Below are 22,613 nucleotides of genomic sequence, written 5' to 3'. Positions count from 1 at the left end.
TGTTTTCGCAGCTCAACGACCCCTAGCGTCGAACGCATGAAGATCTCGGACTGGAAACGAGTGGTCTACGCCCTGCTCGCCCTGCCCGCCTGTTTCGGCGGCAGGCGCGCCCGGCAGCTGCTCGCGGAGCGACTCTTGAACGTCCCGCCGCGCGAAGGTACCCCTCGCTACCTGGCCGCGGCCGGGGTGAGCGTGGTGGCCATCCCGTTTTCGCTGCTCATCGGGTTCCTGGTGTGGCGGATCGCGACTTACGGCCTGTTCTGGGACCCCTCGACGGCCGGCGAATCGTGGGGCGGGCCGTCGCTCATCGGGGCCTGGCTCGTGCACTTCTGGTGCGCCCAAGGCATGGTCGTGGTGGCCATGTGGGTGCTGCGTCCGCTCACCGATCTGCAGGCCCGGCTGCTCTCCGGCCGCGTTGTTACGGGAACAACGGTGCCGACCACCTAGAATATCCGGATGAGCAGCCCCACGCGAAGGGGCCGCGCGCGAGCGGCTACCGAGCAGGACATCCGCCGGACCGCCCGGAGACTGCTGGTCGAACAGGGTCCGGACGCCGTGACGCTCCGGGCGATCGCCCGGGAGCTGGGCATCACCGCGCCGGCCCTGTACCGCTACTACGAATCGCGCGACGACCTGGTGGAGAAGCTGCGCCTCGACGTGATCGCCGACCTCGCCGCCGAGCTCGCCGACGACATCGCCGTGCTCCCCGACGACGGCATGGCGCAGCTCTTCGCCATCTGCAAGGGCTTCCGCCGGTGGGCGCTCACGCACACCAAGGAGTTCACACTGGTGTTCGCGTCGCCCACGGGCGGCGTCGGCACCACGGCGGGCAGTGCGCTGCACCGCCTCGACGAGCCGTTCGGCCGCATCTTCCTCGCCGCGGCCGGCCAGGTCCTCGCCACACACGACCTGGTCATGCCGCCGAACGACGTCGTCCCGCCCGAGCTGCGCGACGACCTCACCGCGTTCCAGAGCGAGCTGCTCGCCGTGCTCGGCGAGGCGGGCCGCGCGATCGCGCCCGAGAAGCTGGACCTCGGGCTCACGTACCTGATGATCCAGTTCTGGGCGCGCCTCTACGGCCACGTGACGCTCGAGGTGTTCGGCAACTACCCGATCCCGGTGTCGAAGCCGGACATCCTCTTCGAGGCCATCCTCACGGATCTGGCTCGTGACGTGGGGCTCTACTCGGGCTAGCCAAATACAGCTAGGCCGCGTGCCCGCCGTCGACCGACAGCGTCGCGGCGGTGATGTACGCGCTCGCCGGGCCGGCGAGATACGCCACTGCGTCGGCCACCTCACCGGCCGACCCGTAACGCCCGACGGCGGTCAAGGACCTCTGGTCGTCGGCGAACGGACCGTCGGCCGGGTTCATGTCGGTATCGGTCGGCCCCGGGTGCACGAGGTTCACGGTGACACCCCGCGGCGCGAGCTCCCGCGCGAGCGCCTTGGTCAACCCGACCATCGCCGACTTGCTCATCGCGTACAGCACCATGCCCGGCCCGGGCGCGCGATCGGTGACGCAGCTGCCGATGGTGACCACGCGCCCGCCGTCGCCGAGGTGCTCGGCCGCCGCCTGCGTCGCCAGGAACGCGCCACGCACGTTGACCGCCAGCACCCGGTCCACGTCCGCCAGCGCGGTCTCCGCGACGGGCGCGACGAACCCGACGCCCGCGTTGTTGACCAGCGCGTCCAACCGCCCGAACTCCGCAACCGTCGTCGCCACGGCAGCCCGCACGGCCTCGGCGTCCGCGCTGTCCGCCGCGATCGCGATCCCCCGACGGCCGAGCGCTTTGATCTTATCGACGACGTCCGCCGCCAGCCTGGCCCCGCTGACGTAGGTGAGGGCGACGTCCGCGCCTTCCTCGGCCAGCCGCACCGCCGTCGCCGCGCCGATGCCCCGGCTGCCGCCGGTCACGAGCGCCACCTTGCCGTCGAGCTTCATCCCCAGATCTCCTTCGTGGAAGCCGGTTTTCCTCATGGCTGCATCGAATCGCCGGGGGTGCGGCGGTGCTGGCGCGTTTCGGCCCTGGCACTCGAAGGTTCGGTTTCGCGCACGGCCGGACACGGGTTGTGACAAACTCAGCTTCGGATCTTGAAGGGGAGGGCCGGGGTTGCTGCACGTCCAGGGGCTGGTGAAGGACTACGACGGCCGCCGCGTGGTGGAGAACGTGTCGTTCTCGCTGCAGCCGGGCACGGTCACCGCGTTCCTGGGCCCGAACGGCGCCGGGAAGTCGACGACGCTGCGCATGATCTGCGGCCTGACCCGCCCCACGGCGGGCACGGCGACGATCGCCGGGCGGCGGTTCGCGGAGTGGCCCAACCCGGGACACGTCGCGGGCGTGCTGCTCGACGCGGCCGCCGTGCATCCCGGCCGCACGGGCCGCCATCACCTCGTGAACGGCGCCAAGCTCATGCGCCTGCCCGGCTCGCGCGCCGACCAGGTGCTCGCGCAGGTCGGGCTCAGCGACGCGGCGAACCGGCGAATCGGCAAGTACAGCCTCGGCATGCGCCAGCGCCTCGGGCTCGCGCACGCGCTGCTCGCCGACCCGCCCGTGCTGATCCTCGACGAGCCCATCAACGGCCTCGACCCCGAAGGAATCCGCTCCACACGGCAGCTTCTGCGCGGCTACGCCCAGCGCGGCGGCACCGTGCTGCTCTCGAGCCACGTGCTGTCCGAAGTGGACCAGACGGCCGACCGCATCGTGATGATCGGCCACGGCCGCGTCGTCGCCGACGGACCGCTCGCGAGCTTCGCCGGCCCCGCGCGGACGGTCGTGCGCACCAACGACGTGCCCAAACTCGGCACGGCCCTGCAGAGCGCAGGCCTCGACGTCCGCCAGACCGGCCCCGACGCCCTTTCCGTCGCCGCCCCGACGGAGCGCGTCTCGGAGATCGCGTTCGCCGCGCAGGTACGGGTGCTCGGGCTGGCCGAGGAACAGCAGAACCTGGAAGAGCTCTTCTTCCGCCTGACCGGAGGTCCGCGATGATCCCGATGCAGACGCCTGTGCAGCAACAGCCGGCGTGGGCGACCGGTGCTGCGAAGCGCGCTTCGTTCGGCACTGTGGTGGGTGTCGAGCTGCGGAAGTTCACCGCCACCCCGGCCGACAAGATCCTTCTGGTTGCCGGGCCGATCGCGTTGGTGCTGCTGTCGATCCTGTTCATGGTCGACCCGTTCAACCCGGTGACCATGCGCAAACAGCTCGGCACCGTGGTGACCACGGTGCGCCTCGCGGCGATCCTCGTGGACGTCGCGCTGGTCAAGCTCATCGCGAGCGAATGGCACTACCGCAGCGCGCAGCCGACCCTGCTCGTCCAGCCTTCACGGCTTCGGTACGCGCTCGCTCAGGGCACAATCGCCTTGTTCGCGTGGGTGCTGATCGCCGGGCTGCACATCCTCATGACCTACACCTACTTCGCCGGAGTGCTCGACGACCACGACGCCGCGAACCTGCTCGCGATCCGGACCGGCGCCACGATCGGCGTGTGCTTGCTCGGGTCGTTCCTGATGACCCTGCTGGCGGTCTCGATCGCCTGGCTGATCCCGAACACCGCGGGTGCCATCGCCACCTACTGCTTGGTCTCGATCCTCTTCCTGATCGTGCAGGCCAACCAGGACTTCGCGGGCTGGGTCGACCCGATCGAGCCCGCGCGGCAGCTGGGCGGGCTCTCCGTGCACGGGCCGATCGCGCTGGCGACCTCGCTGGTCCTCTGGCTCGGCGTCACCGCGCTGGGAATCTTCCGCGCCGCGCGGCGGGAAGCGGCCTAGCGCGCGAGCGAGCCGCCGCCCGGGTCCACCACGGTGAGGTAGTCGCTCACGACCTTCCGGACAGTGGGGCAGAACTGGTCGGCCCTCGCGCGCCGGGCAGTGATGGAATCGTCCGAGCTCTGGCGGTACTGGTAACCGAGATCCAGGGTGAAGGGCAGCGGAGAGCCGGTGTTCACCGTGATCTGGCAGCCGTTGGAGCTGACCGTGGTCACCGCGTAGTAGCGGTCCAGCACCAGCTCACGGCGGAAGTGGTCGACGATGCCGGATTCGCCCATCCACGCCTCGACCCACGGGGTGTCGTGGCCTTCCTCCTGCTTCGGCTGCTGCAGCACGAGGAAGCCGTTGTCGGAAATCGGCACGACACAGCTGTGGGTCGACGGGTCGTTGACCGGCGGATCAGTGGCGGCGAAGGTCTTCACCAGGTCGGGGTGCTGCGCGAACTGGTCGCACGTGCCGGGGAACAGGTTGGGCCGAGTGGCGATCAGAGGCAACGTGTCGTAGGCGATCGAGTCGGTGGGTAGCGCCGGCGCCGGATTGCCCGGGGCAGGAGCTGACGCGACGGCGCACCCCGCGAGGGTCAGCAACAGCAGCGGCAGAACGGTGATCGATCGACTACGCACGGCGAGCACGTTACCGGCCCGGGCACGAGACCCGGGCCGGAACGCGCGAATTCACCAGCGCCGATTCACCGGCTCACCGCGCCGATTCACAGCACGATGTTGACCAACCGCCCCGGCACCACGATCACCTTGCGCGGCGTCTTGTCGCCCACCAGCGCGGCCACCTTCTCGTCCGCCAGAGCCGCGGCCTGCACGGCCTCCGAAGCGGCATCCGCCGGCACCGTGACGCGCGCCCGGACCTTGCCGTTGACCTGGATCGGGTACTCCACCGAGTCCTCGACCAGGTACTGCTCGTCGACGACCGGGAAGGGGCCGTGGACCAGGGAGTCGACGTGGCCCATGCGGTGCCACAGCTCCTCGGCGACGTGCGGCGCCAGCGGAGCCAGCAGCAGCACCAGCGGCTCCGCCACCTCGCGCGGGGTGCCGGCAGCCGAGCCGTACACCTTCGTCAGGTGGTTGTTCAGCTCGATCAGCTTCGCGCCCGCGGTGTTGAAGCGCATCTCCGCGTAGTCCTCGCGGACGCCGGCGATGGTGCGGTGCAGCAGCTTGCGGTCGGCCTCCGACGGGTCGTCGGCGGTCACGCGCAGCTCACCGGTCTGCTCGTCGATCAGCAGGCGCCACAGGCGCTGCAGGAAGCGGTGCGCGCCGACGACGTCCTTGGTCGCCCAGGGACGGGACATGTCCAGCGGGCCCATGGACATCTCGTACAGCCGGAAGGTGTCGGCGCCGTAGGTGTCCGACATCTCGTCGGGCGTCACGGCGTTCTTCAGGCTCTTGCCCATCTTCCCGTACTCCTGGGTGACCTCCTCGTCACCCAGGAAGAACTTGCCGTCGCGCTCCACAACCTCTTCGGCCGGCACGTGCACGCCGCGCTTGTCCTTGTAGGCGTACGCCTCGATGTAGCCCTGGTTGAACAGGCGCCGGTACGGCTCCTTCGACGACACGTGGCCCAGGTCGAACAGCACCTTGTGCCAGAAGCGCGAGTACAGCAGGTGCAGCACCGCGTGCTCGACCCCGCCGACGTACAGGTCGACGCCGCCAGGGTCGTCCACGCCGTGCTCGGCCGGGCGCGGGCCCATCCAGTAGGCCTCGTTCTCCGGCGCGCAGAACACGTCGGGGCTGTCCGGGTCGACGTAGCGCAGCTGGTACCAGCACGAACCCGCCCACTGCGGCATCACGTTGGTGTCGCGGCGGTACTTCTTCGGCCCGTCGCCCAGGTCCAGTGTGACCTCGACCCACTCGGTCGCACGCGACAGCGGCGGCGACGGCTCGGAGTCGGCGTCGTCCGGGTCGAAGGTCTTCGGCGAGTAGTCGTCGACCTCCGGCAGCACCACGGGCAGCTGGTCCTCTGGCAGCGCGATCGGCATCCCGGTCTCGTCGTAGACGATGGGGAACGGCTCGCCCCAGTAGCGCTGGCGGGCGAACAGCCAGTCGCGCAGCTTGTACTGCACGGTGCCCTCGCCGGCGCCCTGCTCCTCCAGCCACGCGATGATCGTCTTCTTCGCGTCGGCGACACCCATGCCGTCCAGCGAGACGGTGTCGTTGGCCGAGTTGATCGCCGCGCCCTCGCCGGTGAACGCCTCACCGTCGAAGCCCTCGCCCGGGTCCACCGTGCGGACGATCTCCAGCTCGAACTTCTTGGCGAAATCCCAGTCGCGCTGGTCCTGCGCCGGCACGGCCATGATCGCGCCGGTGCCGTAGCCCATCAGCACGTAGTCGCCGATGAAGACCGGGATGTCCTTGCCGTTGACCGGGTTCACGGCATACGCGCCGGTGAAGACGCCGGTCTTCTCCTTGTTCTCCTGACGGTCCAGATCGGACTTGCGCGACGTCGCCAGCCGGTACTCCGCGACGGCGTCGGCCGGCGACTTCGCGCCGCCGGTCCACACCTGCGGGTGCTCGCCGGGCCACTCGGCCGGCGTCAGCTTGTCGACCAGCGGGTGCTCGGGCGCCAGCACCATGTAGGTGGCGCCGAACAGCGTGTCGGGCCGCGTGGTGAAGACCTCGATCTTCTCGCCCCCGGAAGCGCCGGCGGCGAACGCCACTCGCGCACCCTGCGAACGCCCGACCCAGTTGCGCTGCATGGACTTGACCTTTTCGGGCCAGTCCAGCAGGTCCAGGTCGTCGACCAGCCTGTCCGAGTACGCGGTGATCCGCATCATCCACTGGCGCAGGTTCTTGCGGAACACGGGGAAGTTGCCCCGGTCGCTGCGCCCGTCGGCGGTCACCTCTTCGTTGGCGACGACCGTGCCCAGGCCGGGCGCCCAGTTCACCGGCGCCTCGGAGATGTAGACCAGGCGGTGGTCGTCGATGACCTTGCGGCGCTCGACGTCGCTCAGCTCGCTCCACGCGCGCCCGTCGGGCGTCGGGCGCTCACCGGACGCGTACGCCTTCTCCAGGTGCTCGATCGGGCGCGCTTTGCCGGCCTGCTCGTCGTAGTAGGAGTTGAAGATCTGCAGGAAGATCCACTGGGTCCACTTGTAGTAGTCCGGGTCGATCGTCTCGATCGACCGGCGCTCGTCGTGGCCCAGGCCCAGGCGCTTCAGCTGGCTGCGCATCGTGGCGATGTTCGCCTCGGTGGTCGTGCGCGGGTGCGTGCCGGTCTGCACCGCGTACTGCTCAGCCGGCAGGCCGAACGCGTCGTACCCCAGCGTGTGCAGCACGTTGCGGCCGATCATGCGGTGGTAGCGCGCGTAGACGTCCGTGCCGATGTAGCCCAGCGGGTGCCCGACGTGCAGGCCCGAGCCGGACGGGTACGGGAACATGTCCTGCACGAACAGCTTGTCCGACGGCACCGGCTCGCCCTCGACCGCCAGCGCGCCCGTCGGGTTCGGCGCGTGGTAGGTGCCGTGGTCGGACCAGTAGTCCTGCCAGCGGCGCTCGATCTGCCCCGCGAGCTCCGCGGTGTAGCGGTGCGGCGGGGTGTTCTCGGCGCCGGGAGCGCCGTCACCCGTGGTCGGGGTGGGCGCCGTGGACTCTGTCATCGCCGTCTTCCTCCGTGATCGGACCACTCCAGAAACAACTCGACCCCTCAAGCCCGAAGGCATGAGGGGTCGCCGCGCCGGCCGGGCCAAGGGTTGGCCGAGTCAGCGCGGCAGGCCAAGGAGCAGCCGAGCCGTGTTCATGAGCTCATTTTAACGTGGTGGTCAAAGCTGTTCCGACGGGACTGCCAAAGCGATGACCTGCGTCACCTGGCTCGCGGAGAAGTTGTTGTCGCTCACGAAGACCAGGCTGCGCTCACCGTTCGGCAGCGCCGGGCCCCAGGCCATGCCTTCGACGTTGTCCACCGCGGAAACGTAGTCCGACAAGTCCGCGATCAGCTTCTTCTTCACCGGCTTCACGCCCTTCGCGCCGGCGAGCGATTTCACGTTCAGCACAGTGGTCGCGCCGGATGTGTCGATCTCGTACACCCGCACCTTGTTACCCACACCGGTGACGAACGAGCGCTCCATCATGAGGAACTTCGTCGGGTCAAGCTGGTTCACGGCGAGCATCGAGGACACGCCGGTGTCGGCGAACGCGTCGGCCGGCACCGGGGTCGCGAACAGCTTCTCCTGCGGGTACGCGTACTGCGCGAGCACCTGGCCCGTCCGCGCCTGCAGGGTGACTCGCGAAAGCGCGCCGGACGTCGGGGTCGGCGGCTGGCCGTCCTGCAGCAGCGGCGCCTCGACCTCGCTGGCCAGCAGCGCGCCGAAGCCGGTGTACGCGAGGCCTTCGAGCACGTAGTTGCGGCGCGGGCCGGCGTCGGCGGTCATCTTCTCGTCTGCCGGCAACGGCAGGTCACGCACGTAACGGCCGTCCCGGGTCGCCTCTCGGATGGAGGGCTGGATGAACGAGTCCGCCAGCCGGTCGCCTTCCTGCGACCAGGTGTACCCGCCGGTCCACGGGTCCACGCGCAGCTCTTCGGGGTCGATCGTCTGCTCGTTCTGCGGCGCAGTCGGGTCGTTCTGCGCGAGCGGCGGGTACGGCGTGCCGTCGGGACGCAGCAGCGGCTTCGTACCGGTGAACGTCACCGGGCCGAGGTGGTGGGCGTCGAGGGAGAACTTCGCCGTGTAGAAGCGGGCGGGGTTGATCGCGGAGCGGTCGTCGCAGATGAAGGCGTAACCGCCGGTGCGCGGGTCGAAGTCGATCGACGAGAGGCCGCCGACGGTGGTGCCCTGGAACTGGAGGGCGTTGGGCACGATCTGTTCGCCGATGAGCCGAACGGGGCGGGCGTGACTCTCCGAAAGAACCTCAGCGCTCGCGGCCGGAGCGGCGAGCAGGGAAAGGGGCAGTGCCCCGATCAAGGCAGCGGTGAGCACGCGGCGTCGCTGGGACGAAGACATGGCGTGTAGCACAACGGACGAGGGTATCCACCACGTTGCCGGGAGGTCACGCTTATCCTCAAGGGGTGTTCGCTATCGCGCTCGTCCCGATCGTGCTGGGTCTCGTCGTCGGCTGGGGTGGCTTCCTCGGCTTCCGCGAACGGCTGACCCGCGAAAGCGGTACTGGTGTCCGCACGGCGGCTTCGCTGCGCAGTGACGCCGCCTTCAAGCTGGCCAACCGCGTGGCGAGCGTCCCGACGCTCGCCGGCGGCGCTGTCGGCGTGATCGCCGGGCTGGCGGGCATCGCCACGGGCACCACGGCCGGGATCATCGCCGCGGCTTTCGTTGGTGTGCTGGGCCTGCTGGTGCTGGTCGTGGGTGGCGGGGTGCTCGGCGCCCGCGCCGCGTTGACCGTGCCCGCCCCGGCTCCGGCCGCCCCCGCGGGCTGCAGCGGCTGCGCGTGCGGCTCGGGTGGCTGCGGCGTGTTCCAGAAGGCCGACAGCTAGTTCCGCTGCAGGTCACCCGGGTGGGTGGCCAGCAACGCGATCGGCACGCCCTGGCGGCGCAGCACCTGGCCCCAGAGGTCACGGTTGGGCGAGGCCAGGATGTCGCTCGGCAGCGCGGGCACGATGACCCAGTCGTCGCGCTCGATCTCGCCCGCCAGCTGCCCGGAGTCCCAGCCCGCGTAGCCGGCGAAGACGCGTACGCCACGCACCTTCGGCACGAGCGCTTCCGGATCCGTGTCGAGGTCCACGAGCGCCACCGGCCCGCGCACCGCGATCACGCCGGGCACGCTCGCCGCCGTCTCGCCCGTGCGCAGCGCGGCCAGGCACAGAGCCGTTTTCTTCTCCACGGGACCGCCGACGAACACCGACTGCGGCTCCGCCACGTGCCCGCCCCAGTTGGGGAGCACGTCGTGCACGGGGACGTCGCTCGGGCGGTTCAGGACTACGCCGAGCGTGCCCTCGTCGCGGTGGTCGATGACGAACACCACGGTCCGCTTGAAGTTCGGGTCGAACATCGTGGGTGCGGCGACCAGGAGCGTTCCCGGTTCAACCTCGGCGTCCGCTGGCACGCCGCCAATCCTCCCACTTCCCGCCCCGAGAATTTCGTCGGCACGGGAACACCAACCACTCGTGCCCCGTTGGGAACAGTAGGCCGGCGCACTCCGTGTCCCCCGGGCTCACTGAAGAACAGCCTTTGTGGAATACCAGTTCGGCTGGAGCCACACTGCGCCAAGCCGCCGAGAGGCGACCAAGTGCGCCGGCCCCCAACCCCTCAGCCGTGCCACGTCCGCGGCCGCAGCGGCAGGCCCGACGTACCTCCGTCCGGAGTCCGCACCGCCAGGACCTGGTTCACACCGATGTGGTTGCTCTCGAACGCGAGCGCCGAAGCCGCCATGTACAGCTGCCAGACGCGGGCGCGGCCGGCTCCGACGAGCCCCGCGGCCCGGTCCCAGTCGGCTTCCAGGTTGGCGACCCAGCGGCGCAGGGTCAGCGCGTAGTGCTCGCGCAGCGCTTCGACATCACGCACCTCGAACCCGGCGCGCTCCAGCTGCGTCACGGTCGTGCCGACCGGGGCGAGCTCGCCGTCGGGGAAGACGTAGGCGTCGATGAACCCGTCGAGCTGGTACTCGGATTCTTCCTCGCGCGGCCGGCGGCCGATCTGGTGGTTGAGCAGCTTGCCGCCCGGACGAAGCAAGGCGTATAGGTCGCGGGCGTACTCCAGGTAGCTCTCGGCGCCGACGTGCTCGGCCATGCCGATGGAGGAGATCGCGTCGTAGGGGCCGTCGGAGACGTCGCGGTAGTCCTGCACGCGGATCTCCACGCGGTCGGTCAGCCCCGCCTCCGCCACGCGCTTGCGGGCGTACGTCGCCTGCTCCTCCGAGAGCGTGACGCCGACGACGCGCACGCCGTGCTCGCGCGCCGCGTGCAGCGCCATCGAGCCCCAGCCGCAGCCGACGTCGAGCAGGCGCTGGCCCTCGCGCAGGCCGAGCTTCCGGCAGACGAGCTCGAGCTTGTCTCGCTGGGCCGTCTCCAGGGTGCTGCTTTCGGACCAGTACGCGCACGAATAGACCATCGACGGGCCGAGGACGAGCTCGTAGAAGTCGTTGCCCACGTCGTAGTGGTGGCTGATCGCCCGCTTGTCGCTGCGCCGGGTGTGCCGGTGGCGAGGCCGGCGCACCTCCTCGGGCGGCCTCGGGGGCGGCAACGGCGGTCCGGCGAGCTTCAGCAGCTCGCCGATGGCGCCCCGCACATCCGGGTCCCGCAGGGCGCTGAGGACGCTGCCGCCCTCCACCTCGTCGCGCTCCCAGATCAGCCCCGAAATGGCCCCGAGCGCGGTGTAGAGGTCCCCTTCGAGGCCGAGGTCGCCGGATACCCAGGCGCGGCCCAGGCCCAGCTCGCCCGGCTTGAACAGCAGGCGACGGAGGGCCCGGCGGTTGCGCACCACGAGCACGGGCGCGCCCTCCGGACCGGCCTGGGAACCGTCCCACGCTCGGATCTGCAGCGGGAGCTCAGCTCCGAGCAGCTTCTCAGCGGCACCCACCAGCCGCGACGCGGCGCCGGTCATGGCCACACCCCTCTCCCGTAGACGACAATCGGACGTCTGCCCTCTACGTAAAACGCTTTCACACCCTTTCGCAGTCCCCCATAGGCGTCACAGCTCAGTAAAATGCCGCCGGTTCACTGGGCGAAGTGCGCTCATTAGGACCTTCTGGGCCGTTCACCCCGTAGCTACGCTGGCCCCCGTGACGATCAGCGCGACAACGGAGCGGATCGGGCCGAAGCTCCTGGTCCGTGATCGCGAGTTCCGCAGGCTGCTCTACACCCGGTTCGCCGCGCAGTGGGGCGACGGCGTGTACCGGGCGGGCCTCGCGGGCGCCGTGCTGTTCAACCCCGAGCGCGCCGCCGACCCGCTGGCCATCGCCGAGGGCTTCGCGGTGCTGCTGCTGCCGTACTCCGTGGTGGGACCGTTCGCGGGCGCGCTGCTCGACCGGTGGGACCGCCGGCGCGTGCTCGTGTTCGCGAACCTGTTGCGAGTGGTCGCCATCCTCGCGTCGGCCGCCGCCGTGGGCACGGGCCTCGGCGGACCGGGGCTGTTCTCGCTCGCGCTGCTGGCCGAAGGCTTGTCGCGCTTCATCGGCTCGGGTCTGTCGGCTTCGCTCCCGCACGTGGTCCCGGCGTCGAGCGTCGTGTCCGCCAACGCCTTCGCGACCACGCTCGGGTCGGCGCTGGCCGTGGTCGGCGGCGGGTGCGCCATCCTGCTGCGCGCGGTCTTCGGCGCGGACAACCTCGGCTCGGCCGAGACGACGGCGTTCGCCGCGCTGGGCGCGCTCGTCTCGGCGCTGATCGCCCGGCGGTTCACGCGCGGGGTGCTCGGGCCGACGGTCGTCGACGAGCCGCCGAACCCGTTCCTCGCCGTCGCCCGCGGTCTCGCGGACGGCGCCCGCCACGCCTGGCGCGCGCCGAGCGTGACGGCCGGGTTCATCGCGCTGTTCGCCCACCGCGCGGCCTACGGCATCTCGCTGCTGGTCACCGTGCTGCTGATGCGCAACTACTTCACCGACAGCGGGGTCTTCCGCGCCGGCCTGCCCGGCCTCGGGCAGATGGCCGCGCTCGCCGGCGCGGGCATCCTCGTGGCCGGACTGCTCACCGCGCGGCTGATCCGCGGCTTCGGCCGGCTGCGCGCGATCCTCGGCGCGCTGCTGGTGGCCGCCGTCGCCCAGTCGGCACTAGGGCTGCCGATGGTGCTGCCGCTGGCGTTGCTGGCGTCGTTCCTCATCACCGGCGCGGGTCAGGTGCTCAAACTGTGTGTCGATTCGTCGATCCAGCTCGACGTCGCCGACGAGGCTCGCGGCCGCGTGTTCGCCCTGTACGACACGCTGTTCAACATCACCCAGGTGGCCGCGGTGGCGATCGGCGCGGTGTTCATCCCGGACAACGGGTACTCGCCGGGCCTGATGATCACGGCCACGATCTGCTATTTCCTCGGCGCCGCCGGTTACCTCGTGGCGCGCCGCCGCGCGGTGCCGGACCGGCCGAACTGATTCGCTGCCGCAAACCGTTGGACCGAACGGGGTCAGTGATCGTCGCATTGGCATTAGAGTGACGCGTGACCCAGCCGGGTTAACTCCGGCGAGTGCAACCGACACGGGGGGCCACCGTGAGTACCGCAGGGGACGACCGCGCCCTGGAAGCCGCTCCTGCAGTGCTGACGTCTCCTGACGGGCTGGTCCGGGCCACCGTCGGCAGCGGCGGCACGCTGGGCCGGCTGGAGTTCGCCCCGGACACGTTCCAGCGCACCACTCCCGCCCAGCTCGCGTTCACCGTCCAGGCCCTGGTGCAGCAGCTCGCCGAGGCCCCGCTCACCGACGCCGCGCCGCAGCAGATGCCGTCCCCTCGTCCGACGCCGCGCCGCGTGCGCCCGCGTACGGCGTCGCAGAGCCCCGCCACGCAGGGCGCTGTGAAGCCGCAAGGACCGCTGCCTCCGCGAAGCGCCGTGCCGCAGCACCGGCGCCGCGGCTACTAACGCCGCGCACCCGGATGTGCTGAGACCTGTGGAACCACCACTTTCCGAGTCCGACCAACACGGCCGGCTGGTCGAGATCGGGCGGCTGATCCGCGCCCACCAGCCCGACGAGGGCGCCCCCGCCGGCATCGGCTTCGCGCAGGTCGGCGACCACACCGAGGTCCAGCCGCGCAACACCGAGGCCGGTCCCGAGCTGGTCGGGATGTTCCACGCGCTGCGCGCCGGCATGTACCGCCAGGGCCGCGGCACGTGGCTGCAGGCGCGGTTCGTGCTCGCGTCCGACGGCACGTTCGACTTCGACTTCTTCGTCGACGGCGAACCCCAGTGGACGACCCCGCCCGACCCCGCTGCCTACCGCGACGAGCTCGAAACGTTCCCCCGCGAGGACGAGCACATCCCCGACTGGTGGCGGCTGCGCACCGGCCTGCCGCTCGGCGTCGAGTTCCGCCGCGCCCGCCCCGCCGAGGTGGGGGAGGAGCGCGAGCCGCTGGCCGACGAGGAGCTGCCGCTCGTGCTGCAGTACCTCGAACGCGAGGCGCTGGTCGGCGACGCGCACCGCACCGACGGCACCTGGCTGTGGCCCGAGACCGTGTCCCATCAGCTGCGCCGCCACGGCATCGCGCCGGAGCCGGAGCTCGTCGCGCACATCCGTGAGCTGGGGTTCCAGCCGCCGTACGTCGAACACCTCGTGCGCCGCACGGCGGAGGCCGACCTGCTCGGCCGTCCGCGGCCGCGCCCCGCCGCCGAGGACGGCCGGCGCACCGCGGGCGACGTCGCCGCCGAGCTGGAGACCAGCCCCGACCCGGAACTGGCCGACGAGCAGCTGCTGGCGGTCCTCGTGCAGCGGCTCGGCTCGTTCGGCGTGTGGCCGCAGGCCTACCGGATCGGCGCCATCGAGGCCGGCAAGTGGTGCCTGACCAGGGGTGACGACGGCTGGACCGTCACATCGGCCGCCGGCAACGGCCAGACCTTCGAGCATCTCGCCGACGCGGCCCAGCAGCTGCTCGGCGCGCTCCTGCTGCACCCGGCCCGGCGGACGGGCGGGCGCGAGACCCCGCTCGAGATGGCGAAGGAAGTGGACGACTGGCCCATCCAGCCGGCCGCGGGTGACCCGCCCCTCACCCTGCTGCGCAACAAGAGACTCACCCGACTGCCCGAAGGTACGGTCGTCCTGCGCTTCGGGGAGGAACCGGGCAACCTGGTCCACCACGGCGAGGTACGGTTCGCCACGACGTCACTGCCACTCGAACGGGAACGAATGGCGCACACTTACCGCCTACGACGGTCACTCTACGTGGTCACCGGGGTCACGGTGCCCTGGGCGAACCTGCCGGGCGGAGCAGGGGCGTACGTGTTGCCCAAGCCGATCGCGGAGCACGAGTCCGACGGAAGCCTGGAGAGGATCGAGTAGGTGGAAGCGGCGGAAGCGATGGAGAAGGTCGTGAACTGGCTACGCGCTGTGCACGGTCCCCAGATCGCCGGTCCTGGTGGGCTGCGGGTCGACCGCGACCGCGTGCTGCGCATCCCCGAAGGCTGGTCGATCCCGTACAACACCACCGCGTACCTCGACGACGGCCGGCCGGAAAAGGAGCTCTTCCCGCCGCCTTCGGTCGTCGTGCGTGAGCCGGACGGTGAGCTGCGCCAGGCTCCGCCGAACCCAGGAGGGCTGAGCATCCCCGTGGCGTTCCCCGGCCAGGAGAGCTGGCGCGAGGTCGTGGACCCCGAGTACGTCAAGGCCGGATTCGGCGAGCTCGGTGTGCCGCTGCAGGCCGTGGCCGGCTGGGTCAAGGTCGACAACGAGGGCCGCCAGACCGGCGACGAGCGCGAGAACCCCGAGTACAAGGCCGGCCCGATCCGCCGCGGCTACCCGAAGCCGGAGAACACGCTGGAGACGCTGCTCGCGTTCGCCAGCGTCGGCTGGCTCACGCGTGAGCAGCTGCTGATCGGCCTGCTGCGCTGCGACGTCTTCGTGCCGCTCGACCCCGAGACCGGCGCCACGGATCGCTTCTACTTCTCCGAAGAGCGCAACGAGCTGCGCGTCTTCAGCGCGACGCGCCACTTCCCGCCGCGCGAGCACTCCTGGTGGCGCGTGGACCTCGCGACGCTGGCCGAGTTCGAGCACCCGCCGAACCTCGTGATCAACGGCGGCCCGGCGACGTTCGAGGACGTATCCGGCGAGGATCTCACCACCATCGCCAAGCGCTTCCCGCGCCACGAGCCGCGCATCGACCGGCATGGCCGCGGCCCCGAGGCCGAGGAAGACCTCGAGCGGCTCACCCAGGACACCGCCACGCGCATGGGCCTGTCCGAGCCGGTGGCCGTGCCCCTGGTGGCGGCCGAAAACGCGCGTCGCCACGGCTTCGAGCTCACCGCCGAGGAGTGCCAGCGCACGGTGCTGGGCCAGTCGTGGCTCAACCGCCTCGCGATGGCCGAGCCGCCACGCAGCAAGCCGAACGACTGGCGCGCCAACGGTCTCGTGCCGGGCTGGGACAACCTCGGCCGCGTGATCCCGCGCCTGGACACGTTCGGCAAGTACCCCGACCGCGACCTCGAGAACTTCCGCTACGGCTGGCAGCGCGTCGCGGGCGCGTACGTGGGCTTCGCGCTCGGCGAGGCGCTCGGCATGGCCGTGGACCGGATGCGGCTCGACGAGATCGTCACGCAGTTCGGGTCCGAGGGCGTAACCGACCTGCCCGTCGCGTTCGACCAGGCGGGCCGCATCGGCTCGCTGACGCAGCGGCTGCTGTTCTACACCGAGGCCGTGATCCGCAGCCCGCACCGTGAGCAGCCGGAGTCGCGCGACGTCGAGCAGCAGTTCCCGTCCGTGGTGCGCGGCGCGTTGATGCGCTGGCTGCACACGCAGGGCGCGCCGTACGACGACGCCGACGGCTGGCTCGTGAAAGTGCCCGACCTCCACGTCCGCCGCACCGCCGACGACGCCGAGCTCAACGCCTACCACGCGGCGGTCACCGGATCTCCACAGGCAGTGCCGCTGACCGGCCCGACGTCGTTGATCGCCGCGCTGCCCGCCACGCTCATCGCCTCCGGCCCCGGCACGGGCTTCAGCGGCGGCGTGCGCCAGGCCGTGCGCGACCTCGTCGGCGTGACCCACCCGCACGAGGACGACCTGTCGGTGGCGACGTACCTGGCCTGGCTCTTCGAGCCGGTGCTCACGAAGGACGCGTTCAGTTACCCCGTATGGAACCTGTCGCGCGAGATCCTGACCGAGCACAACACCACGTTCGTCAACGGTCCCGAATGGGCGCCGGTGAAGGCGATGGTCGCCGAGTCGGTGCCGTTCTTCGGCGAACACGGGCTGCCGGATCTGCGGATGCCCGAGCTGATCGGCGACGGCCAAGGCACGCTTTCGGTGCTCGGGCGCGCGTTCGCCGCGTTGTCCGGGTTCGAGAACTACCCCGAGCAGGCCCTGCTGCGCGCGGTGAACCACTCCGGGCGCAGCGCGCTGACGGGGGCGATCACCGGTGCGTTGCTCGGCGCCCGCGTGGGCGTACCCGGGCTGCCGCAGAAGTGGATCGAGCAGCTCGAGCTGCGGCACCTGATCGAACAGGTCGTCACCGACGCGTTGTGGCACTTCGATCGCCGCTCCGCGCTGAGTTTCCTGGGCGAAGAGTGGGTGCAGCGCTACCCGCGGCACTGACGCCGCGAGGCTTCGAAAAGATGGGGTCATGGAGGCACAGCGGCTGAGGGGCTGCCTGCTCGCGGGCGCCATCGGCGACGCGCTCGGCGCGAAGACGGAGTTCGATTCGATCGAGCGGATCCGCGAGCTCACCGGGCCCGCCGGCATCACGGACTTCATCCCGGCGTACGGCGGCGAAGGGCGCTTCACCGACGACACGCAGATGACGCTCTTCACCCTCGAAGCGCTCATCCGGGCCCACGCGCAGCAGCGGAGAACCGGCAGCGCCGACGTCGTGCAGTCTGTGCAGCTGGCCTACCAGCGCTGGCTGCACACGCAAGGCGTGCCGTGGGAGCGGGCGCGCGGCCCGCACTCCGCGCTCGCGGCGCCCGACGGTGAGCTCGTGACGCACGCCGCGCTGTTCAGCCGCCGCGCGCCGGGGCTCACGTGCTTCGGCGAGCTGGAGGCGTACGGGCGCTCGGGCGTGCGCGGCAGCGTCTCGCGGCCGGTGAACAACTCGAAGGGCTGCGGCGGCGTGATGCGGGTGGCGCCCGTCGCGCTGTGGTCCGCCGACCCGGCCGAGGTGTTCCGGCTCGCCGCCGAGTTCGCGGCTCTGACCCACGGTCACCCGAGCGGGTATTTGTCGGCCGGCGCCTTCGCCGTGATCGTGCAGCAGTTGCTGGCCGGTTCGCCGCTGCTCGACGCCGTCGCTGTGTCCAGAGCCGAGCTGGTCCGCCACCCCGGTCACGAAGAGCAGGAAGCCGCGTTGGCGCAGGCCCTCGCGATGTCCGGCCCGCCGACGCCCGAGCGGCTGGCCGAGCTGGGTGAGGGCAACGTCGGCGAGACGGCGCTGTCGATGTCCGTGTACGTCGCGCTGACCACCGAAGATCCGGATTCCGCGTTGCTCGCGGCCGTGAACCACAGCGGCGACAGCGATTCCACGGGTTCGGTCTGCGGCAACCTCGTCGGCGCGATGTACGGCGAAGCGGCGCTGCGCGTCAGCTGGCTGGAGCGGCTCGAACTGCGGGAGTTGATCACCAGGCTGGCGGACGACGCGCTCGCCGAGTTCGGCCCCGACTCACCGAGTGACGAGGGTTGGTTCACGCGTTACCCGGTCGACTAAGTTCTTTCCCGGTCACCGGGGGGAATTGGGGAGGAACCTGACGTGCGCTACCGGGTAGAGGCGGGAGACCGCCCGGACGGTTTGTACGCGACGCTGGACGACCGTACGTTCGCGGCCGAGCGCTCGACCACCGACGGCACGCTGCTGCTGTCCGTCCCGCCGGACGAAGAGGCGCCCGACGGGTTCGACCGCGAGCACGAGGGCCGCCCGGCGCGCGTGGTGCTGGCCACCGAAGTGCCGGCGACGTTCACGCTGCGCACGTACTGCGAGTACGAAGACGAGCTGTTCGAGGTCGCGCCCGGAGAGGGCAAGGAGCTGACGCTGCGCTGGACGCAGCACGACCCGGTGCGCGCCGCGCAGCTCGGCCTCACCGACTTCTCGACGACGGCCGAGGCCAAGCGCGTCACGGGCCTGTGGCAGCTGCGCCGCGACCAGGGCGAGCCGCGCCCGGAGCTCGACGCCGACCACGGCGCCCTGCTGCGTGCGATCGGCCGCACGCTGCGCGCCGTGCCCGGCGGCTGGACGCGCGTCGCCGCGCAGTTCAGGCAGGTCGGGGACTACGCGGAGCTGGAGGTCCGCGCGGTCGGCGACGAGAACGGGCCGGTGTCCGTGTCGCTGCCCGCGCCGCCGAAGCTGAGCGCGTTGTTCGCGCGACTGCGCGCGGCGATGTACTCGCCGGACACCGGCACTTGGTTCCAGGGCACCTTCACGCTCGACACCGAGGCGCAGTTCGACTTCGACTTCGACTCCGAGCACGAGCCCACCTGGCGCGTCCCGCCGAACGACGGCGGCCGGCCCGCGCCCGAGTCGTACGCCGTGGAGTTCGCGCAGTACCCGCGCCCGCCCAAGGAACTGCCCGATTGGCTGGCCGCGAAGGCCCACCAGCCCCTCGACGTCGCCTTCCGCCACGCCCGCGTGGTCGACGCGCACAACGAGAACGAGCGCCCGGTCGTCAACCGGCCGCCGGTGCCGCCCGACCAGCTCCGCGGTGTGCTCGACTACCTGTTCCGCGCGCCCCTCGTCCTGCATCGCCCGCAGCCGCAGCACGACATCTTCGCCCCCGGCGCGCCGCCCGACGTGCCGCACGCCTTCCACACCGACGGCACCTGGGTGTGGCCCGCGGCCGTGCCGCACTACCTGCGCAAGTACGGCGTGCCGCCCGAGCCCGAGCTGGTGGACCACATTCGCGCCGCGGGCTTCCGTCCGCCGCTGGTGCGCGAACTGGTCCGCGCGACGGCCGAAGCCGAGATCCTCGGCACCCCGCGCCCGACGCGCTCGGAAGCCGATCTCCCCGACGACGGCCGCCTCGCCCGCGCCCTCCGCGGCGACGACCTGGGCCTCGACCTGCACGCCGCCGAGACCCTGACCTTGCTGCACCAGCGCCTGGTCGAACACGGCGTGCCTGCCAGCGCGTACCGGATCGGCGCCACCGAGGTACCGGTCGCCGAGGTCTGGACCCTGCGCCGCGCCGAGAACGGCTGGGAGGTCTCCCGCCCGCCGGCCGTCGCGCCCGTGGCCTTCGGCAGCCTGGCCGATGCCGCCCGCTTCCTCCTCGGCACGCTGCTCATGCTGCCCCCGCGCGCCGCCGACGAGTCCGACCAGCCCGCCGACTGGCCGATCCTGCCGCTGCGCGGTGAGCCGCCCCTGACCTTCTTCCGCGGCAAACGCGTCGTCGTCCTCCCCGCCGGCACCACGGTCCTGCGCTTCGGCAACGACGCGGGCAACCTCGTCCACACCTCCGGCACACGCTTCTCCTCGACGTCGCTGTCCCCGGAACGCGAACGGGACCGGCACGAGTACCGGGTGCAGCGCACGCTGCGGGTGCTGACCGGCATCACGGCCCCGTGGGGCCCTCAACCGGGCGGCGCAACGGCTTTCTTGCTGCCGCGGCCGATCGCGCAGCATGTGGAGGCGGGGGCGCTATCCCGCGTGTGAACCACGCGCGGTCCTGGCTTTCCTGTGGTCTACCCGATTCTGGGTTGTCCACGCCCGACTCCGTGCACCCCGGGTCTTCTACCGCCGGCGGCCCGCCCATCCATGGGTTGTCCACAGCGGCCCCGTCCAAACTGAGTTGTCCACAGATTCTCCGCTCGCCGGTTTCGGGCCCGTGACCTCGGTAAACTGGAACAGGGCAGCCCCCAGTGGAGGGCGGGGTTTGTCTGGCGGGGCGAGGGAGTGGCTGGGGCGAGATCGGCAGCGGTTCCAGGTGGAATCTTCGCGCTCGGCTGGGGCTCGTCAGCTCGCGCAGCATGTGGAGGCGGGGGCGCTATCCCGCGTGTGACCCACGCGCGGTGATCAGCACGGCGGGGGACCACCAGTAGTCCGCGAGCGGCTCCACCGCAACGTCGGTGAAGCCCGCGATTTCAAGCTAAGCCACCCACGCCAACGCAGGCTGCTCCCAGTTCGTCCGCTCCGCACCCGCGGCGACGCCGAGCAGAACGGGTATGAGAAGCCTTGCGCGACAAGGGAAGCCTGAGCGCCGTACTCGGCGACGCCGCACTCGTACCGCGTCACCAGCGACTCCAGAAACTCCGGCGACCCCTCGTCCAGCACGGGGATGTCGAACTCCGCCAACACCAGCGTTTCCGTGCGCGGCCGCAGTTCTCGCAGCACCGCCGCCCGCACCGGGGGCGTCATGGACTGCATCGCGAACGTCGACTGTGCAAGGTTCCACGTGGAACCGTTCGCCCCGAGGAAGCTCCGCGCCGTCGCCCCGAAGCGGTTCGCGCCGGGCACGTCGACGTCCGCGAGCAGCGCCGCCGACGGCTCCACCAGGTCGATCCTCCCCGGCCGGAACGACGACTGCGCCAGCGCGGGCACCACGGCCAGGCCGTCGCCACAACCCAAGTCCAGCAACGATTCCGGGCGCAGCGCCGCATACCGAGCAGCCAGCGCAGCGCTCAGCCGCTCGTACAGCGAGACATTCCCGCCACCCCGGATGAACGCCGTGAACGCCGCCGGCTGGTCGTACACCGGCCCGGGACCCGTCCGTCGCGAGGTACGCGGAAAGCTCCGCCCCCAACGGCGAATCAGCACGCGAGGCGAGCTCGGACGCCCGAGAAACATCCCCGGCCCGGTAAGCGGCAAGCGCGTCGACAAGGATCACGCGCTCGTGTCTAGCACCTGACTCAGAACGGCACCCATAACGTCACCCGCGTGCCGCTGCCGGGCGTCGACTCCACCAGGGCCGTGCCGCCGACCTCGCCGAGGCGCGCGTTGATCGACTGGCTGATGCCGAACCCCGCGGGCCGCGCATCAGGACTGAACCCCTGCCCGTGGTCGCGCGTGATCACCGCGATTCCGCCGTCGCGTTCCTCCACGCGCACCACGACCTTGTCCGTGCCGGAGTGCTTCATCGTGTTGCGCAGCGACTCGCGCACGGCGTCGCGCAGCGCGATCTGGCGCACTTCCGACAGTGTGTCCTCGTCGAGCTCCGCGATCACCAGCTGCGCGCGCAGGCCGTCGCGCGCCATTTCCGCCGCCAGCGCCGCGAGCTTCTCGCCCAGAGGCCGCGACGCTTCTTCCTCGCGCTGCGCCGCCGCCGTCTCGATCGTCTGCCGCAGTTCCATCGCCTGGGCGCGGGCGAGCCGCTGCACCTCCACGAGCCGGTCGACCGACTCGCCGGTGCCGCCGAGCGAGATGGCTTCCAGAGTCTGCAGCACGGTGTCGTGCAGCATCCGGTGCTGCTGCGCGCGTTCGGCGAGGCGGCCGTTGCGGATGCCGTAGGCCAGCGCGAGCCGCGTGCCGAGGCCGAGCAGGATCAGCGCGCCGATGCCGGTGAACAGCACTCCGAACATCGTCGGGTACAGCGACCAGGCCTGCGCGAAGTTCGCCGAGCCGCTGTTGAGGAAATCGGACAGCAGCCGCACGGGCAAGCTCAGCGCCGCCAGCGCCAGCCCCGACGGGATACCGATCGCCAGCGTCAGCAAAGCGATGTCACCCAGCAGGTGTTTGTCCGCGACCCCGAGCGCGTCGTGGAACACCGACGTCGGCTCGGTCAGGCCGACGACCAGCTGGAACGCCACCGTGATGATCAGGTCAGCCACCAGCAGCCGCGCCGCGAGGTCGGAGCGGAAGGGTGACGAGCGCAGCATCCAGTAGATCCCGAACGCGCTCATCGCCATCGAGCACAACGCCACCAGCGCCACGGGCACCACACCGGTCCAACCGTGCGCCGACACGAACGCGCCGAACGCGCCCGGCACCGCGACGATCCGGTAGGCCAGCGGCACCAGCACCACGTACCGGGCCGCCCGCAGCAGCAGCCCGTCGTTGTACCTGGCGTCCACCGCGCCCGCCATGCGCGAGATCCGCTTGAACGCCCGCAGCGGCGTGGGGTCGGCGATTTCGTCGGTGAGCCCGGTCGTCGCCGTCGCGAGCGCGGGCGTGCCGCGTTTCAACAGGGTGACGAGGAAGCTCGACGTGCGGGGCGGCCGGCCGTCCTGGTCCTCAGTTGCCTGGGCCGTCATCGATCTCCCCGGTTCGGGGCGCGCCCCCTCCGGCAGCGCCCGGGGCAGCGAGTATTCCCGCTCGCCGGGCCGCGTTCCAGAGGCCAAAGGGGGATCTTGGCGGATTCGCGATCACGAATTCGACTCGTGTTCGTTCGAACGCCCCCACGGCGACCCCAGGGTGA

At 70.9% G+C, this 22,613-nt stretch carries 19 protein-coding genes; 11 read left to right on the top strand and 8 right to left on the bottom strand.

Features of this window, described 5'->3' with window-relative positions; genetic code table 11:
* Positions 1 to 36 precede the first annotated feature (36 nt).
* Positions 37 to 447, top strand: coding sequence for a hypothetical protein (locus AB0383_RS01830; protein ID WP_364169136.1), 411 nt, complete (start codon positions 37 to 39; stop codon positions 445 to 447).
* Between the two features lie 9 nt (positions 448 to 456).
* Positions 457 to 1,194: a TetR/AcrR family transcriptional regulator gene (locus AB0383_RS01825; protein WP_364169133.1), complete on the top strand. Its 738-nt coding sequence runs from the start codon at positions 457 to 459 to the stop codon at positions 1,192 to 1,194.
* A 10-nt stretch (positions 1,195 to 1,204) separates the two neighbouring features.
* Here the strand turns inward: AB0383_RS01825 and AB0383_RS01820 are convergent, their stop codons facing one another.
* Positions 1,205 to 1,942, bottom strand: a complete 738-nt coding sequence (locus AB0383_RS01820; protein WP_364170688.1) for an SDR family oxidoreductase — start codon at positions 1,940 to 1,942, stop codon at positions 1,205 to 1,207.
* A gap of 169 nt (positions 1,943 to 2,111) precedes the next feature.
* Between AB0383_RS01820 and AB0383_RS01815 the strand changes: the two genes are divergently transcribed.
* Together AB0383_RS01815 and AB0383_RS01810 are read left to right on the top strand one after the other, a co-directional pair.
* On the top strand, positions 2,112 to 2,987 hold the full coding sequence (locus AB0383_RS01815; protein WP_364169130.1) for an ATP-binding cassette domain-containing protein: 876 nt from the start codon (positions 2,112 to 2,114) through the stop codon (positions 2,985 to 2,987).
* Positions 2,984 to 3,766 carry a hypothetical protein gene (locus AB0383_RS01810; protein WP_364169128.1) on the top strand — a complete coding sequence of 261 codons (783 nt, stop codon included), beginning with the start codon at positions 2,984 to 2,986 and terminating at the stop codon, positions 3,764 to 3,766. The genes AB0383_RS01815 and AB0383_RS01810 overlap by 4 nt, the downstream gene beginning before the upstream one ends.
* On the opposite strand, the gene AB0383_RS01805 is transcribed toward AB0383_RS01810, so the two are convergent.
* From AB0383_RS01805 to AB0383_RS01795, 3 genes are all read right to left on the bottom strand, one after another.
* Complete coding sequence (locus tag AB0383_RS01805; protein WP_364169126.1) at positions 3,763 to 4,386, bottom strand: hypothetical protein; 624 nt, start codon at positions 4,384 to 4,386, stop codon at positions 3,763 to 3,765. The genes AB0383_RS01810 and AB0383_RS01805 overlap by 4 nt on opposite strands.
* An 86-nt stretch (positions 4,387 to 4,472) precedes the next feature.
* Positions 4,473 to 7,370: a leucine--tRNA ligase gene (leuS, locus tag AB0383_RS01800; RefSeq protein ID WP_364169123.1), complete on the bottom strand. Its 2,898-nt coding sequence runs from the start codon at positions 7,368 to 7,370 to the stop codon at positions 4,473 to 4,475.
* A gap of 162 nt (positions 7,371 to 7,532) precedes the next feature.
* Positions 7,533 to 8,711, bottom strand: a complete 1,179-nt coding sequence (locus AB0383_RS01795; RefSeq protein ID WP_364169120.1) for an esterase-like activity of phytase family protein — start codon at positions 8,709 to 8,711, stop codon at positions 7,533 to 7,535.
* A 65-nt stretch (positions 8,712 to 8,776) separates the two neighbouring features.
* Between AB0383_RS01795 and AB0383_RS01790 the strand changes: the two genes are divergently transcribed.
* A complete protein-coding gene (locus tag AB0383_RS01790; protein ID WP_364169117.1) occupies positions 8,777 to 9,196 on the top strand; it encodes an SdpI family protein in 420 nt (139 codons plus the stop codon).
* Here the strand turns inward: AB0383_RS01790 and AB0383_RS01785 are convergent.
* Positions 9,193 to 9,774: a YqgE/AlgH family protein gene (locus AB0383_RS01785; protein ID WP_285974395.1), complete on the bottom strand. Its 582-nt coding sequence runs from the start codon at positions 9,772 to 9,774 to the stop codon at positions 9,193 to 9,195. The two genes, AB0383_RS01790 and AB0383_RS01785, sit on opposite strands and share 4 nt — an antisense overlap.
* A gap of 194 nt (positions 9,775 to 9,968) precedes the next feature.
* A complete protein-coding gene (locus AB0383_RS01780; protein WP_364169114.1) occupies positions 9,969 to 11,261 on the bottom strand; it encodes a class I SAM-dependent methyltransferase in 1,293 nt (430 codons plus the stop codon).
* A gap of 178 nt (positions 11,262 to 11,439) precedes the next feature.
* Between AB0383_RS01780 and AB0383_RS01775 the strand changes: the two genes are divergently transcribed.
* The 6 genes from AB0383_RS01775 (at position 11,440) to AB0383_RS01750 (ending at position 19,915) form a co-directional block, all read left to right on the top strand.
* Entirely contained in the window at positions 11,440 to 12,738 is a 1,299-nt protein-coding gene (locus tag AB0383_RS01775; protein ID WP_366184490.1) for an MFS transporter, read from the top strand.
* 116 nt (positions 12,739 to 12,854) lie between these two features.
* A complete protein-coding gene (locus AB0383_RS01770; protein ID WP_364169109.1) occupies positions 12,855 to 13,220 on the top strand; it encodes a hypothetical protein in 366 nt (121 codons plus the stop codon).
* Between the two features lie 28 nt (positions 13,221 to 13,248).
* Positions 13,249 to 14,631 (top strand): TNT domain-containing protein, encoded by a 1,383-nt coding sequence (locus AB0383_RS01765; RefSeq protein WP_366184488.1) that lies wholly within the window; start codon positions 13,249 to 13,251, stop codon positions 14,629 to 14,631.
* Positions 14,632 to 16,878 (top strand): ADP-ribosylglycohydrolase family protein, encoded by a 2,247-nt coding sequence (locus tag AB0383_RS01760; protein WP_364169104.1) that lies wholly within the window; start codon positions 14,632 to 14,634, stop codon positions 16,876 to 16,878.
* Positions 16,879 to 16,906: 28 nt separating this feature from the next.
* On the top strand, positions 16,907 to 17,980 hold the full coding sequence (locus AB0383_RS01755; protein ID WP_364169101.1) for an ADP-ribosylglycohydrolase family protein: 1,074 nt from the start codon (positions 16,907 to 16,909) through the stop codon (positions 17,978 to 17,980).
* Between the two features lie 42 nt (positions 17,981 to 18,022).
* A complete protein-coding gene (locus tag AB0383_RS01750; protein ID WP_366184485.1) occupies positions 18,023 to 19,915 on the top strand; it encodes a TNT domain-containing protein in 1,893 nt (630 codons plus the stop codon).
* A 360-nt stretch (positions 19,916 to 20,275) separates the two neighbouring features.
* Here AB0383_RS01750 and AB0383_RS01745 read toward each other — a convergent pair whose 3' ends face one another.
* Positions 20,276 to 20,953, bottom strand: coding sequence for a class I SAM-dependent methyltransferase (locus AB0383_RS01745; RefSeq protein ID WP_366184483.1), 678 nt, complete (start codon positions 20,951 to 20,953; stop codon positions 20,276 to 20,278).
* Positions 20,954 to 21,108: 155 nt separating this feature from the next.
* Positions 21,109 to 22,449: an ATP-binding protein gene (locus tag AB0383_RS01740; protein WP_366184481.1), complete on the bottom strand. Its 1,341-nt coding sequence runs from the start codon at positions 22,447 to 22,449 to the stop codon at positions 21,109 to 21,111.
* Between the last annotated feature and the right edge of the window lie 164 nt (positions 22,450 to 22,613).

This window comes from Amycolatopsis sp. NPDC051373 (genome assembly GCF_040689465.1).
Classification (GTDB): Bacteria; Actinomycetota; Actinomycetes; order Mycobacteriales; family Pseudonocardiaceae; genus Amycolatopsis.
The sequence above is the reverse complement of the archived record's forward strand: the minus strand, read 5'-3'. Positions and strand labels throughout refer to the sequence as shown.